The 13,313-nt window shown below is 70.4% G+C and carries 14 protein-coding genes; 3 read left to right on the top strand and 11 right to left on the bottom strand.

Annotation, left to right across the window (positions count from 1 at the left end; all coding sequences use genetic code 11):
* Nucleotides 1–90: 90 nt before the first annotated feature.
* Nucleotides 91–2,271 (bottom strand): phosphotransferase, encoded by a 2,181-nt coding sequence (locus ABT300_RS34615; RefSeq protein ID WP_351684394.1) that lies wholly within the window; start codon nucleotides 2,269–2,271, stop codon nucleotides 91–93.
* Nucleotides 2,272–2,474: 203 nt separating this feature from the next.
* Nucleotides 2,475–3,347 (bottom strand): winged helix-turn-helix domain-containing protein, encoded by an 873-nt coding sequence (locus tag ABT300_RS34610; protein ID WP_351684391.1) that lies wholly within the window; start codon nucleotides 3,345–3,347, stop codon nucleotides 2,475–2,477.
* A gap of 192 nt (nucleotides 3,348–3,539) precedes the next feature.
* Between ABT300_RS34610 and ABT300_RS34605 the strand changes: the two genes are divergently transcribed.
* Complete coding sequence (locus ABT300_RS34605) at nucleotides 3,540–3,722, top strand: hypothetical protein (protein ID WP_351684388.1); 183 nt, start codon at nucleotides 3,540–3,542, stop codon at nucleotides 3,720–3,722.
* Here the strand turns inward: ABT300_RS34605 and ABT300_RS34600 are convergent.
* Entirely contained in the window at nucleotides 3,712–4,425 is a 714-nt protein-coding gene (locus tag ABT300_RS34600; RefSeq protein ID WP_351684385.1) for an HAD family hydrolase, read from the bottom strand. The genes ABT300_RS34605 and ABT300_RS34600 overlap by 11 nt on opposite strands.
* A gap of 29 nt (nucleotides 4,426–4,454) precedes the next feature.
* Nucleotides 4,455–5,333, bottom strand: coding sequence for a GntR family transcriptional regulator (locus ABT300_RS34595; RefSeq protein ID WP_351684383.1), 879 nt, complete (start codon nucleotides 5,331–5,333; stop codon nucleotides 4,455–4,457).
* 208 nt (nucleotides 5,334–5,541) lie between these two features.
* Between ABT300_RS34595 and ABT300_RS34590 the strand changes: the two genes are divergently transcribed.
* Nucleotides 5,542–5,736: a hypothetical protein gene (locus tag ABT300_RS34590; protein ID WP_319277963.1), complete on the top strand. Its 195-nt coding sequence runs from the start codon at nucleotides 5,542–5,544 to the stop codon at nucleotides 5,734–5,736.
* On the opposite strand, the gene ABT300_RS34585 is transcribed toward ABT300_RS34590, so the two are convergent.
* The 3 genes from ABT300_RS34585 to ABT300_RS34575 all read right to left on the bottom strand — a co-directional run bounded on the left by ABT300_RS34585 (nucleotide 5,726) and on the right by ABT300_RS34575 (nucleotide 9,085).
* Nucleotides 5,726–6,634, bottom strand: coding sequence for a winged helix-turn-helix domain-containing protein (locus ABT300_RS34585; protein ID WP_351684379.1), 909 nt, complete (start codon nucleotides 6,632–6,634; stop codon nucleotides 5,726–5,728). The genes ABT300_RS34590 and ABT300_RS34585 overlap by 11 nt on opposite strands.
* Before the next feature lie 333 nt (nucleotides 6,635–6,967).
* Nucleotides 6,968–8,230 (bottom strand): GNAT family N-acetyltransferase, encoded by a 1,263-nt coding sequence (locus tag ABT300_RS34580; protein ID WP_351684376.1) that lies wholly within the window; start codon nucleotides 8,228–8,230, stop codon nucleotides 6,968–6,970.
* 288 nt (nucleotides 8,231–8,518) lie between these two features.
* A complete protein-coding gene (locus ABT300_RS34575; protein WP_351684374.1) occupies nucleotides 8,519–9,085 on the bottom strand; it encodes an RsiG family protein in 567 nt (188 codons plus the stop codon).
* Between the two features lie 159 nt (nucleotides 9,086–9,244).
* On the opposite strand from ABT300_RS34575, the gene dtd reads away from it, so the two are divergent.
* Nucleotides 9,245–9,670: a D-aminoacyl-tRNA deacylase gene (dtd, locus tag ABT300_RS34570; protein ID WP_351684371.1), complete on the top strand. Its 426-nt coding sequence runs from the start codon at nucleotides 9,245–9,247 to the stop codon at nucleotides 9,668–9,670.
* 214 nt (nucleotides 9,671–9,884) lie between these two features.
* Here dtd and ygfZ read toward each other — a convergent pair whose 3' ends face one another.
* The 4 genes from ygfZ to ABT300_RS34550 all read right to left on the bottom strand — a co-directional run bounded on the left by ygfZ (nucleotide 9,885) and on the right by ABT300_RS34550 (nucleotide 13,144).
* Nucleotides 9,885–10,850, bottom strand: a complete 966-nt coding sequence (gene ygfZ, locus ABT300_RS34565; RefSeq protein WP_351684368.1) for a CAF17-like 4Fe-4S cluster assembly/insertion protein YgfZ — start codon at nucleotides 10,848–10,850, stop codon at nucleotides 9,885–9,887.
* A 10-nt stretch (nucleotides 10,851–10,860) separates the two neighbouring features.
* A complete protein-coding gene (locus ABT300_RS34560) occupies nucleotides 10,861–11,367 on the bottom strand; it encodes a Fur family transcriptional regulator (RefSeq protein ID WP_351684366.1) in 507 nt (168 codons plus the stop codon).
* A 26-nt stretch (nucleotides 11,368–11,393) separates the two neighbouring features.
* Nucleotides 11,394–11,969: a heme-binding beta-barrel domain-containing protein gene (locus tag ABT300_RS34555; protein WP_351684363.1), complete on the bottom strand. Its 576-nt coding sequence runs from the start codon at nucleotides 11,967–11,969 to the stop codon at nucleotides 11,394–11,396.
* 248 nt (nucleotides 11,970–12,217) lie between these two features.
* Complete coding sequence (locus tag ABT300_RS34550; RefSeq protein ID WP_502978057.1) at nucleotides 12,218–13,144, bottom strand: hypothetical protein; 927 nt, start codon at nucleotides 13,142–13,144, stop codon at nucleotides 12,218–12,220.
* Nucleotides 13,145–13,313: the final 169 nt, after the last annotated feature.

The raw sequence follows: 13,313 nt of genomic DNA, 5'->3' as shown, positions 1-13,313 counted from the left end.
GACGGAGGAACTCCCACTCCTCATCGGACAGTTCATGGCGACGTATCACCCGACCATGATCCACCACTCAAGATCAATTGAAGACACGACCTAGGCCAGCGCCCGGGCAAGGTAGGGGTTGGCCGTCGCCGGCACCGGGAGGCCCAGCATGGCGGTGGCTGCCACAAGGGTGTCGGCGTAGGAGTTGACGGCCCGGCGGACGTTGGGGGCGTCCAGGCCCGACCCCGTCGCAAGGCGGTCGAGATCGATGTACGCGGAACGGATGACCTCGATCCGGCGGTACACGGTCCAGTCCTTCTCCGAGTCCCTGGTGTACTCCGGCGCCAGCCGCCGTTGCCACCGGAGGAACATCCGCTCCCTGATCTCCGGTCTCGTGGGCGTCAGGTGCATGTGCCGGACCAGGTCGTAGAGCGGATCGCCGACCAGAGCCATCTCCCAGTCGATGATCGTCAGTGCCAGGGCATCGTCGCGGCGCACCAGGTTCCAGGGGTTGAGGTCGCCGTGCAGCAGCGCCGGCGCCCGACGGCTCACCCGGTGGCGGAAGAGGATCTCCCGAAGACGCTGTTCGTCGGGCAGCCCCAGCGTGCGAGCCAGTTGCAGCGACTTCTTCGGCAGGTCCCGGACCAGACCGACCAGTTGTTCCTTCAGCCACTCGCAGAAATCGACCTGCCCGGCCTGCGGATCGATCAACACATGGTCCACGCGGGTCAGTTCGCACAGCTGGTCGACGAGCGCGTCCGCCTCGTGCGGCCGCAGGCCGTTCACCGGGTGGACGGGGGGCCGGTCGATATGGGTGCCCTCGTAGGTGTGAATGCTGAGTCGGTCGTCCGGATAGCTCGCCCCCAGCGCGAGGACCTCGGGCGCCGCCACCCGGACGCGCGACTCCTGGATCGCCTGCAGGACGACATGCTCACTCAGGTATCTGGGCTCCCGACGCGAGACGTCCGGAAGTTTGCGCCGCACGACCACAGGAGTCCGCATGCCCTGCACCAGCACCACCGAGTTGAGGTGCGCGGTTCCCTTGAACACCCGGTGCGCGGGAGCGGCCCCCTCCACGGCCAGTGCCTCCAGCACAGCGGACCCCGGGAAGCGAGGGTTCTCGGGAAGGCGCGGATCCGGCGTCCAGCCGAAGGCCTTCCTGCTCCAGTCCTGGTCGCTCACCACCCTGTCGCCCCGAGACACCCGCCATCGGAACAGAGCTCGTCCGATCTCGCCCTCCGCCGGGACGTTCCGCAGCCGCAGCGGTTCCTCCGCCGCGATCAGCGCCCGGCGCACCTCTACCGTCGCCTCGTCGAGGCTCTTGCCGGTGCACGACTCCTGCAGCGACCGCGCGGCACGCATCACGTCCGGATAGACCGACTGAGCCCGTTCGAACGCCAGATAGTGGCGCAGATCCTTGCCGTAGCCCTTGGCGGCGCCGGGCCGGAACCGGCAGATGGCCTCCGCCCACGCATCGATCACCTCGTCCCACTGATGATCCGGGTAGTGCATGCGCACCAGGTGGGTGGCGAGGTCGTGCAGCGGGTCGCCGTACGTCGCCAGCTCCCAGTCGACGCAGACCAGCGGCGGTGCGCCGTCGTACGACACGATCACGTTGTCCCGGTGCAGATCCGCGTGGAGCAGGCTGTACGGCCGCCGGGTCATCGCGGGCACTCGCTCGGCGAAGCGGAGCAGGGCGTCGTCGGAGATGCCCAGCGCCTTGAACAGACCGCCGAACTCAGCCCAGTTGGGCTTGCGGATCTGTTCGTCGGCGCAGTGGGCCAGAGCCTTGAGGAAGCCCTGGCTGTCCGTGTGGTTGGCCGGCCAGGAACTCGGCAGCGGCGGAAGAGCCTGCCGCCGCACCTGGGTCATCTGTCCCAGGAGTCCGGCGAGCGCCCTGAGCAGGAGCGTGTCGACAGGCTTACCGTTTCCGCAGACGGTGGAGAGCGGCACGCCCTCCACATAGCTGTGAAGGGCGTAGCCGTGGGCCTTGACCAGGCATTCCGGCGCGTGCGGCAGGACGCCTTGGACGGCGTTCAGGATGGCCGCCTCGTCCTGCCAGGTCCTGATCACCACCGGCAGCGCGTCGGAGCGCCGGGTGCGCACGACCACCGAGGTGCCGGGGGCGCGGCCCACGAGAGGGGCGACGTCCTCTGCGAGCGGCAGCACGTAGTTGCGGTTGTGATGGCCGCTGGACTCCCGGGTCGACGCGGCGGCCTTGAAGAAAGCCCGCAGTGCTCCCTGAGCGGCTCGTTCCCCGAGCTGAAGAGGGGGAACAAGGTGGTCGACCACTGGCCGCTCCGGAGACTCGCGCTGGGCTGGGTAGGGCAAACGGTAAACGCGTCGCGCGACCGGAGCGATGCTGAATGAGGCCAATGGGTGGTATGGCGGTCATTGCGGTCGGGCCGTTCGAGACTGACGTGTTCGTCGTCTCATACGTAGGGACGCGGTCGATTTCTCGCGCGGTTGGGGAATGCTAGCGCACCGCGAGCGGCCTATTCGGCGAGATGGTCCCAGACGGAGTCGAACCACGATCGCCAGGTTTCCACGAAGACCGTGCCCGACGAGTTGGGGTCCCCGTCCTTCACCTGGTGGGTGAGGGTGGCGCCGAGGCCCAGCACGTCCAGGGCGGTGATCTCTTCGCCGGAATCCAGTTCGATCTGCCGCTGGATCACCTCGTAGGGGCCGTGCAGCGCCTCCATGCCGTTCAGCAGGTACAGCTTGAAGGCCGGCGTCAGCGGCGCGTGCCGGATCTGGACGTCGACCTCGGACACGTACCTCTCCGTCTTGAGGGCCTTCAGCACCCCACGCAGCGAGTCCGTGTGACGGTCCGTGATGTCCAGCAGCCGGTTGCGCAGACGTTCGTCGCGCCTGTCGTCCTTGACCCGCGGATAGGGCAGGTCGAGGTCCCGGGAGGGCAGGATCATGCGCAGGCCGATGCGCTCGGGGGCTATCGAGCCGCCGCGGATCCGCTCGGCCTGCAGCCTGATGTGCGCGTCCAGCGATTCGGACGTCAGCGTGTAGACGTCCACTGTGACGTCACGCTGTTCGAACGCCTCACTGAGCAGCGGACCCAGTGTCGCGCCGTGCCGCAGCCGGGTGGCTCTGGGCGTCGACGAGTGGATCCGCTGAATCTTGATCACCCGGGAGCCGCTGCCCTGCCGGGACTCGATCCAGCCCTCGTTGGCCAGCTCCCGCAGCACGCGCTGCACCGTGTCGCGGGAGACCCCGTACTCCTCGGCAAGGTCCCGCTGGGAGGGCAGGAAGGAACGCAGCGAGTAGGTGCCGTCCGTCATGCGGGCACGCAGGTCGTCGGCGACCCGATGGAACTCCCTGCCTCCACCGTCACTGCCCTGCTGCGCGTCCACACGGCGACCGTACCGCCATCCGGCCAATGGCAAACCAATACCAGTCGAATCCCCGGCCAGAGCCCGGTCAAGTCCACTACACAGCAGTCCGGTTAAGGATCAGACCGCGAGGGGAAATCCATTTCAAGGCAACCAGTCCAATTGGACCGGTAATGGCAAGCTTCACAGAGACTGGCAAGGAGGTGGAAGGCCATGCTCCTGTTATCGGCACTCTGGGAACTCCTCGCGTTCTGCGCGGGGTTGACGGTGCGGGCCAAACTGGGGGCGGCGGGGGTGCTGCTGCTGTTCACCCTGGCCGTGGGCGTGCGCGCCCGGCACGACGTGCTCGCCGTCGGGGCGGCCGTCGTGCTCGTGGCTCTGATGCTCAGGCCCTGACCGCCTCCAGTACCGGTTGCAGGGAGGGCACCACGAGGGTTGCGCCCGCGCCCGTGAGCAGTTTCTCCTTGCGCTCGTTACGCGCGTAGCCGAGGAAGGGGACGCCCGCCTCCCTGGCGGCCAGGAAGTCCGAGGGGGTGTCGCCGATCATCAGCGCGGTGCCGGGCGCCGAGCCCATGGCGCGCAGCGCGAGGTTCAGGCAGTGCGGGTGGGGCTTGAGATGGCGCAACTCCTGGGTGCGGCCGTACACGTGGGGGGAGAAGCACGAGGTGAGACCCCGGGTCGCGAGGTAGGCGGCGACCACCCTGGGGGAGTTGTTCGTGGTGATCGCCAACCGCAGGCCGCGGGCCGTCAGGGTGCGTATCAGCGGGTCGGCGTAGGGGGTGGGCATCGCCGTGGCCGTGGCCTTCAGCTCCTCCTGGGTGAGGCGTTCCTCCAACTCGGTGACCAGGTCGCTGCCGGGGTGCCGGCGGTCCACTGCGCGCAGCACGACGTGCGGGTCGAGCGAGTCCCGCTCGGAGTCCGTCAGGAGGTGGTGCAGGCCTCGCCCTTCGAGCCACTCCACGAGGCCGTCGGCCACGATGTCCGCCGAGTGGCCGGCGAAGAGACGGCAGATGGGTCCGTCGAAGTCCCACAGGACGACGCGCGCGCGTCTGATCACTTCCCGCAGATCAGCGGTCTCGGTGTCGGTGTCGGGGGTCACCTGTTGAGTCTGCTGCGTATCAGAGGTCACTAGGAGAGTGTCAGGTCCGTCGTGATGGTTTCCCAGAGGGCGTCGAACCACTTCTGGGATTCCTCCACGAACGCGGCGTCGCGCTGACCGGCCGCCTTCTCGAAGGAGAAGAGGAGCGACTCGGTGCCCAGCACGTCGTACATGTCCAGGGTTCCGCTGTCGGTGGCCTCCTCGCGGCGGGTGACCATGTAGTACGCCATCAGCGCCTCCTCGCCGTTGAGGAGGTACAGCTTGACCGGCGGGGTGAACGGCAGCGCGCGGAAAGTGATGTTGACGTCGATGCCGTGCGAGCGCAGGGTCTGCAGGTTGTGGCGGAGCACATGGCCCTGGGCGTTGCGCATGGCCAGCCAGCGCTGGTGGACCGGGTCGTCGTCCCCGCGGCCGTCGACCGGGACCGGGAAGGCGAGGCTGATGTCCCGGGACGGCAGCAGGATGCGCACGTCGATCCTGGCGGGCTTCAACTGCCCCCCGTGGATCAGCCGCAGAGGTTCGCCGAGGGCCGGGATGAGGCTCTCGGCGGTGAGGCAGGCGGCGTCGATGCGCACATGGGGCGCGGAGAACGCGGCGGTGAGCCGGGGGGCCAGACCGACCATCGTGGGCTGGGGCTCCTCGCGGCCCGGCTTCGGCCGCTGGGCGATCCGGGGCGGGCTGCCCTTGCTCACGTTGGTGAGCAGCCCGTCGTCCTGCAGCGACTTCAGGGCCTGGCGGACGGCGCCGCGCTCCACGCCGAACTCGTCGGCGAGTTCGGCCTGGGTGGGCAGCCGGTCGCCGGCCTTGAGCTCGCCGGCGCGGATGCGTTCGCGCAGGACATCGGCGATCTCCTGCGGCGAAAGCCTGCTGCTGCCGTTCACTGCCACGTTCTCCTGGGTCACGACCAAACGCTACAACTCGCATCCATCTGACGGGAGTTGTTTGAAAGTTGTTTAGGAGTTGCCACCAAGTGGGGACAACATAGTCATAGTTGGTTGCCAACTCAAGCGAGTTGGCGGAAGGTTTGCCTCCCGCTTCCGGACCTCGGTCCCGGACCTGATCCCGGCCCTCGATCCGGGACCCCGTCTCCCAGCCTCCGAAGGGGGGAACCCGCCCATGCCCGTCCGCATCCTCCTCTGCGCCGCCTTCGTCGTCGGCGTCGAACAGATCATCCAGTGGAAGTACGGCAGCACCGGCGCCGTCGGCCTGCTCCTGCTCAGCGTCGGCGTCAAGGCCAAGAGCCCTGCCATCAGCTCCGTCGGCGCGGTGATCCTCGCCCTTCTCGCCACCGGACCCGCCGTCAGCTCGTGAGCACCAGCTCCGAGCTGATGGTGTCCCACAGCGCGTCGAACCAGCGCCGGGACTGCTCCACCAGCGTCGTGTCCCGCGGGCCGGCGCCCTCTTCGAAGGCGAACAGCAGCGACCGGGTGCCCTCGGCGTCGTACAGCTCCAGGTGCTCCTGGTCGATCGTCTGCTCGCCCCGGGTGACCGTGTAGTACGCGAACAACGCCTCCGTCCCGTTGAGCAGGTACAGCTTGACGGGCGGGGTGAAGGGCAGCGCGCGAAAGGTCACGTGCACGTCGATGCCGTGCGTGGAGCGCAGGGTGAGCAGGTTGTGCCGCAGCACCTGACCCTGGGCGTTGCGGTGGGCGAGCCAGCGGCGCTGCAGCCGTCCGCTGGGCGAGCCGTCCACCGGCGTGGGGAAGGCGAGGTCGATGTCCCGGGACGGCAGCAGGACCCGGACGTCGATCTTGGCCGGTTTCAACTGCCCCGCGTGGATCTGCCGCAGCGGTTCGCCGATCGCGGCCGTCAGCGACACCGCGGTCAGGCACAGGGCGTCGACCTCGACGTGCTCCGCCGCGAAGGCCGCGGTGACGCGGGGCGGCAGCCCCACCATCGACGGCTGCGGCGCCGCGGCGGACCCGGTCCGCAGACCGGCCGCTTCGGACGGCGCCGCGACCGTCGCCGGGCTCCCTTTGGAGACGTTGGTGAGGAGCCGTTCCGACTGCAGGATGCGCAGGGCCTGCCGCACGGCGCCCCGCTCGATGCCGAACTCCTTCGCCAGCTTGGCCTGGGTGGGCATGCGCTGGCCCGGCCGCAGCACTCCGGTTCTGATCCGGGTGCGCAACTCGTCGGCCACCTCACGGTGGGACGGCTGCGGCCGCTCCGCCTCCCCGTGCCCCTTGACGGAGGCATGTTCCGGCTCCACGTCCGCACAGTACAACTTCTCGCCAAGTTTCGGCAGTTCAAAGAGAGATGGTTATAGGACGCTTCCAAGCGGACATAAGTAGAGTGAAGTTGGCAGCCAACTTCATCGACATGGTCAAGCCTCTAGACGGTTGGCCGGTGGGCCCCCTTCCGGAGGGGAGCCGGGAGCCCGCACGGCCGGCGCCGACGTACAGCCACAACTGAACAGCACCCGCTCAGCCACAACTCCAGAACGCCGCACAGCCACAACTGAACAGCTACGGATGAGCGGATCCAGGGGTTCAGGTCCATGGATCCGCTGCCACACCGCACCGACCGCCCATGAGAGGAGCCGTCAGAACACGTCCGGGCACCAAGGCCGCCCGGATGTACGCAGCAGGGCGTCGGCCCCCCGGGCGGCGCCCGCTCGTTCTTCCCGGAGCCGGCCGAGGGCCGCCAGCCGCACCGCGGACTGGTCGCCCAGCCACAGCCTCGCCAGCTCGCCGACGTCGACGGTGAGGTCGGCGCTGCGGGTGGTCGGCGCGCAGGAGGCCCCGTCGGGGGTCGCGTCCAGCAGGAAGCGGCCGCCGGCCAGGCCGGCGCCGTCGACGACCTCCAGCACCAGCGCGCCCGCCGTGTCGTAGGCACGCGTCTCCAGGGCCCGTACGACGTCCAGGATGCGCACCCACAGCCAGTCCGCCTGCGTGGTGACGGTCGCCGCGCGCGGGTCCGGCAGGTGGAGCGGCAGCAGGTCGTCCGGGGAGCGCCAGCCCGACTTCACCCGGGTGATCCAGTCGATGGAGCAGAGGTAGTGCCACAGGGCGCGGTCCGCGGCCGGGGTCACCGCGATCAGCCACCTCACCGACGCCGTGTTCAGCGGCTGCTTGGCGTCGCTCCACTTCTCGTCGGCCCGGTAGGAGACCATTCCCTCCACCTCGCCGTCCGGGGAGCGGTACACCGCGTAGAAGGGCTCGGTCCAGGGGTCGCCGGTCGGGTTCGCCGCCCCGGTCTGGACCTCCCACCACTGGTCGGTCCTGCTGACGGCGCCGGGCTGGGCGCGCCGCAGCCGCTCATGCAGCCCGGGGCCCGTCTTGCGGACCTCGTCGCCGTCGACGAGGTCGATCCGGCCCTCCTCCGGCTGACCCGAACGGCGCGGGTCGAGGCCCGCGCGCTGCACGTCGATCGACCACTCGGTCATCGTGGTGGCCGGGCCGAAGCCGTAGCGGCCGTAGATGCGGTACTCGGCCGCGATGAGCGTGGCCACGACGTCCCCGCGCTCCTTCGCGGCCGCGAGGTCGTCGGTCATCAGCCGCGTGAGCAGGCCGCGACGGCGGTGCGTGGGCGAGACGGTGACGTTGGAGATCGCGTCGGCCGGGACGGCGGCACCGCCGACGACGGTGAGCTCCTGCGGGAAGGAGCGGAACGTGGCGACGCAGCGGCCCGCGTCGAAGGCCCCCGAGGTGCGGGACTCCGAGATGGCCGCGCGGCGCTCCGCCAGCAACTGGTCCGTGATGCTCGGCGGGCGCAGGAAGCCCGTGTTCAGGGCGCGTATCCAGTCGGCGAGTTCGGAGTCGGTGATCGGACGGGTTTCGACGGAGGAGGCAGCTCGGCTGGTCATGGCATCACCGTAGGCAGGCACTGCCGGACGCCGCGGGCATTTTTTTCCGCCCCCGCGCGACCGCCGCCTCCCGCGCGACCGCCGGCCCCCGGCCCCCGGGTCACCGCCACCGGGGCGCCCGGCCGAGCGCCGCTACCGGGCCGCACTCCCGGGCCACCGGCCACCGCCACGGCTCACCGCCATGGGTCAGCGCCACGGCTCACCGCCATGGGTCGGCGTCGCCGGGGTCGGCCGCGGGTCACCGCTGCCGGGGTCGGCCACCGGGCCGGCGCGGTGCTCCCGCCGGGCTCACACCAGCAGGTCCTCGACCTGCGCTTCTCCCTCCCGGTACCGCCTGGTGATCTCCGCGCCGGACTCGTCGGCCGTGCGCTGGAGGTGCTGACGGCGGCTGGAGACCCGCTGCTCGTAGCGCACCAGCCGGGCCATCGCCTCGTGCAGCTCGAGGTCCGTGCGGGCGTCGAGGTCGGAGAGCTCGACGTCGGCCAGCATGTCCGCGGCCAGCCGCCGGCCCTCCTCGCTGTGCGGGGTGCCCAGGGTGACGTGACGCGCCGAGGAACGGTGCCGGGCCGGGGCGTCCGTCAGGATCTCCGGCAGCCGGTCCACCACGGAGGCCGCGCCCGTCGGCGAACGGCGGGCCAGCTCGGCGCGCAGGATGTCGATCCGGCCCTGCAACAGCCGCCGTACGTAACTGAGATCGGCCTCGTCGCGCTGGGCGTCCCGGCGCAGGGTGCGCAGCTCGGGCAGGCTCAGCCCGGCCAGCTCCTGCTCGGGCGGTTCGACGGGCAGCATGGGGCTGTCGCTGCGCTGTGCGGGCGGACGGCGCGTCGCCGCCCGCTCGGTACTCGGTGTGCTCATGTGCCTCAACCGTCCCCTCGACCGGCGTGTGGAAAGCATCGTGCCACCCCAAGTGGCCGCTTTGTGACCGAGTCCCCCCGAACGGCCCCAGACAGGGGCTTAAGGATCAAAAAAGGGCCAGCCGCCGGTCCGCGCCCGGGACCCGGCATCATGGTCCGCATGCGAGCGGTGGTGCAGAGGGTGGACGGCGCGAGCGTCGTCGTGGACGGCGAGACGGTCGGCGAGATCAGCGGCGAGGGACTGTGCGTCCTGGTCGGCGTCACGCACGACGACACCGTGCAGAAGGCGGCCCAGCTCGCGCGCAAGCTCTGGTCGGTGCGCGTGCTGCACGACGAGAAGTCCTGCAGCGACATCGCCGCACCGCTGCTGGTGATCAGCCAGTTCACGCTGTACGGCGATGCGCGCAAGGGCCGCCGGCCCACCTGGAACGCGGCCGCGCCGGGCCCCGTCGCCGAACCGCTCGTCGACGAGGTCGTGGCGCAGCTGCGCGCTCTCGGGGCCACCGTGGCGACCGGCCGGTTCGGCGCCGGGATGCGCGTGTCGCTGACGAACGACGGCCCCTTCACGGTCCTGATCGAGGTCTAGCGCGGCAGCCCCGGGCCGGGGAGGCCCGTGTGGCCGGGGAGGCCCGCGGGGCCGGGGAGGCCCGCGGGGCCGGGGAGGCCCGCGGGGCCGGGAGACCCGGGTCGGGGAGACCCGTGGGCCCGGGGAGGCCGGGTCGGGGAGACCCGGGTCTGGGAGACCCGGGTCGGGAGTTCAGGGGCAGGTCGGGCGGGCGGGGCGGCCGGGCAGGTCGTCCCTACGGCTCGACGACGAGCTCCTGGGCCGCCGCCGTGGCGCCGGCCAGCAGCGGCGCGTCCACCGGAACGTTGCGCTTCACCAACGCCAAGGCCACCGGCCCGAGTTCGTGGTGGCGCGCGGACGTGGTGATGAAGCCGATCTTGCGGCCGTCGGGCGCCTCGTCGGCGACACGGAGCTCGGTGCCCGCGGCGGGCAGGTGGACCTCGCTGCCGTCGAGGTGGAGGAAGACCAGGCGGCGCGGCGGCTTGCCCAGGTTCTGGACCCGGGCGACCGTCTCCTGGCCCCGGTAGCAGCCCTTCTGCAGATGCACGGCGGTGCCGATCCAGCCGAGCTCGTGCGGGATGGTGCGGTGGTCGGTCTCGAAGCCGAGGCGCGGGCGGTGCTGTTCGACGCGGAGCGCCTCGAGGGCCAGGATCCCGGCGGGCGGACCGGCCTGCGCGGCGTACGACTCCAGGTCGGCGCGGGGCAGGAAGAGGTCACGGCCGTACGCGGTCTCACGGACCACGACGCCCGGCGGTACGGGTGCGATCGACCCGGCGGGCAGATGGACGACCGCGGTGTCCGCGGTCCGGTCGGCGACCTCGACCCGGTAGAAGAACTTCATCGACTCCAGGTACGCGATCAGCGCCTCCTGGGTGCCGGGCTCCACGTGCGCCCAGACCGTCGTGCCGTCGTCGACCAGGTACAGCGCGTGCTCGATGTGACCGTGCGCGGAGAGGATCAGCGCCTCGGCGGCCTGGCCGACCGGCAGGTCGGTGACGTGCTGGGTGAGCAGGAGGTGCAGCCAGCTCAGCCGGTCCTCGCCGGTGACGGCGACGACTCCGCGGTGCGAGAGGTCGACGAAACCGGCGCCGTCGGCGAGGGCGCGCTGCTCGCGGAACAGGTCGCCGTAGTGACCGGCGACGTCTTCGTCCACGCCCTCGGCGGGGACGGCGCCGGGCAGGGACAGCAGAGGGCTCTTCATGCCGCCAAGCCTACGACCCGGTAGGCGAACCCTTGACGGCCGAACCCTTGACCGCCGGACCCTTGACCGCCGGACCCTTGACGCCCGAACTCTTGAGCGTGCAGTCCTCGCAGCGGCCGAAGATCGCGAAGTGCTTCATGTCCGTCTCGAAGCCGAAGCGCTGCCGCAGCTTGGCCGTGAACTCGGCGGCGACCTGCACGTCCGCCTCGATGACGTCGTCGCAGTCCCGGCAGACCAGGTGGATGTGGTGGTGCCGCTCGGCGAGGTGGTACGTCGGCGCCCCGTGTCCCAGGTGCGCGTGGCTGACCAGCCCCAGCTCCTCCAGGAGCTCCAGGGTCCGGTACACCGTGGAAATGTTGACCCCCGACGCCGTCTTCCTCACTTCCACGAGGATGGCGTCGGGGGTCGCGTGCTCCAGGGTTTCCACGGCCTCCAGGACAAGCTGGCGCTGCGGCGTCAGGCGGTATCCGCGCTGCCGCAGGTCGCTCTTCCAGTCAGTGCTTTCAGTGCTCACCACACAGAAGAGTCTAGGTCCGTCAGGGTCTACTTGAAAAAGGCGATCCCGTCGTCCGGCATGTCGTCGGGGAGGGCCTTCGCCCAGCGCTCGACGTCCTCCGGGGTGACGACCTTCTTCAGGTGGGCCGACATGTAGGGGCGCAGCTCGACCTCGGGGGTCTGCTTCTCGCCGACCCACATGAGGTCGCTCTTGACGTACCCGTACAGGCGCTTGCCTCCGGTGTACGGGCCGGAGGCCGCCGTCCGGGCCACCGCGTCGGTGACGAGGTCGATCTGCGGCTTCTTGTCGGCGAGCTCGCCGTACCAGATCTCGACCACGCCGTCGTCGCGGACCATCGTCACCTCGACCTTGCGGTCGGCGTCGATGCGCCAGAAGCCGGACTCGGACTCCAGCGGACGGACCTTGTCGCCGGCGTTGTCCAGCACCCAGGTGTGCGAGTGGTACTCCAGGAAGTCACGGCCGTCGTGGGCGAAGGTGACCTCCTGCCCGAAGTTGCACTTCTGCGATCCCGGGAAGTCGTGCACGCCCGCGCCCGCCCAGCTGCCGAGCAGGAAGGCGAGGGGGACGAGGTCCTTGTGGAGGTCGGACGGAATCTCGATCATGAGTGACAGTTCCTGGAGGTGGTCGGTCTCAGCGCTGGCCCTGGTACAGCTTCTTCACGGTCAGACCGGCGAAGGCGAGAACGCCGACGCAGACCAGGACCAGCAGGGCTTCGAAGAAGATCTCCACGGGTGCTCCTCGGATGAGCGTGCTTCGGGTACGGACGACTCGCGACGCGTACGACAGGGCCGGGCCCCAGCTTACGCGGCCGGGACCCGGCCCTCCTTGTGAGGTGCGCCCTCCGCGGGCGTCAGCTCAGCAGCTGACTCTGCAGCGTCACGGTCTGCTGGAACGGAACGGCCGCGGCGGCGCCCTTGCGGGACTGCAGCACCAGGGCGATGACGTCGCCCGCGTGCAGATAGGCCTGCCGCAGCTGCTCCGCGCCGTACGGCTTCATCTCGTCGTAGGCGTGACGTTTGACGTTCGGGACGTCGGCGGCGATGGGGTACCCCTCGTCGAACTCCGTCTCGGTCGCGCCGTGGGCCGCGTGCACGGGGCTGGTGAACGTGGTGAGCGCGGTGTACACGCTCTCGGCGACCTCACCCGTGTCGAACTGCAGCAGGTAGACGCCGGTGCGGGTGCCGTCCGGGGTGGTCCAGCCCCGGGCCGCGATGTGCCGCAGGCCGTTGTCGGTCAGCAGCTGTCCGACGGTGGTGCGGTCCTCCTTCGCCTCGAACACCGGCAGGAAGTCCTTCGTGGCCAGCCAGCCGTCGGCGCCGCGCAGCGCCTTGTCCTCCGTCGAGCCCTCGGGCGCGGGGAGACGGAGCGCCCGCAGGTCCGCGTAGTGGGCGAAGCCCCGGTTCTTGCTGTCGAACGGACTCGGGCTGCCGGAGGGCAGCGGCGGCATGACGATGTCCGGGTAGTCCCAGCGGCCGTCCGACGCGGTGGCGAGCCCGGGCAGTTCGGTGCGCTCCATGCGCGCGATCCCGTACGCCGTCCCCGCCCCGAGCGCGGCGAAGACCGTGACGACGGCGGTCCAGCGCAGGACGGCCCGCAGCACCCGACGGTCCTTGGGGGCGGCCGGCTCGTCCTGCCGCTCCGGAAGGGCGTCGGGAGCCGCGTCGGGAGCCCCGTCGGGAGCCGCGTCGGAAACGCTTTCGGAGGCCGTTCCGCGGGTGTCGGTCAGCGACGGTTCCGAAAGCGGTTGCGACGGCTGTTCGGGCTCCGGGGCCGGCAACGGTTCCGGAAGCGGTTGCGGCGACTCTTCCGGCTCCGAGGCCGGCAACGGTTCCGGGAGCGGTTCCGGCGACTCTTCTGGCCCCGGGGCCGGCAACGGTTCCGGGAGCGGTTCCGGCGACTCTTCTGGCCCCGGGGCCGGCACCGGTTCCGGAAGCGGTTCAGTGGGG

It is taken from the genome of Streptomyces sp. NPDC001027 (genome assembly GCF_040299045.1).
GTDB lineage: Bacteria > Actinomycetota > Actinomycetes > Streptomycetales > Streptomycetaceae > Streptomyces.
The sequence above is the reverse complement of the archived record's forward strand: the minus strand, read 5'-3'. Positions and strand labels throughout refer to the sequence as shown.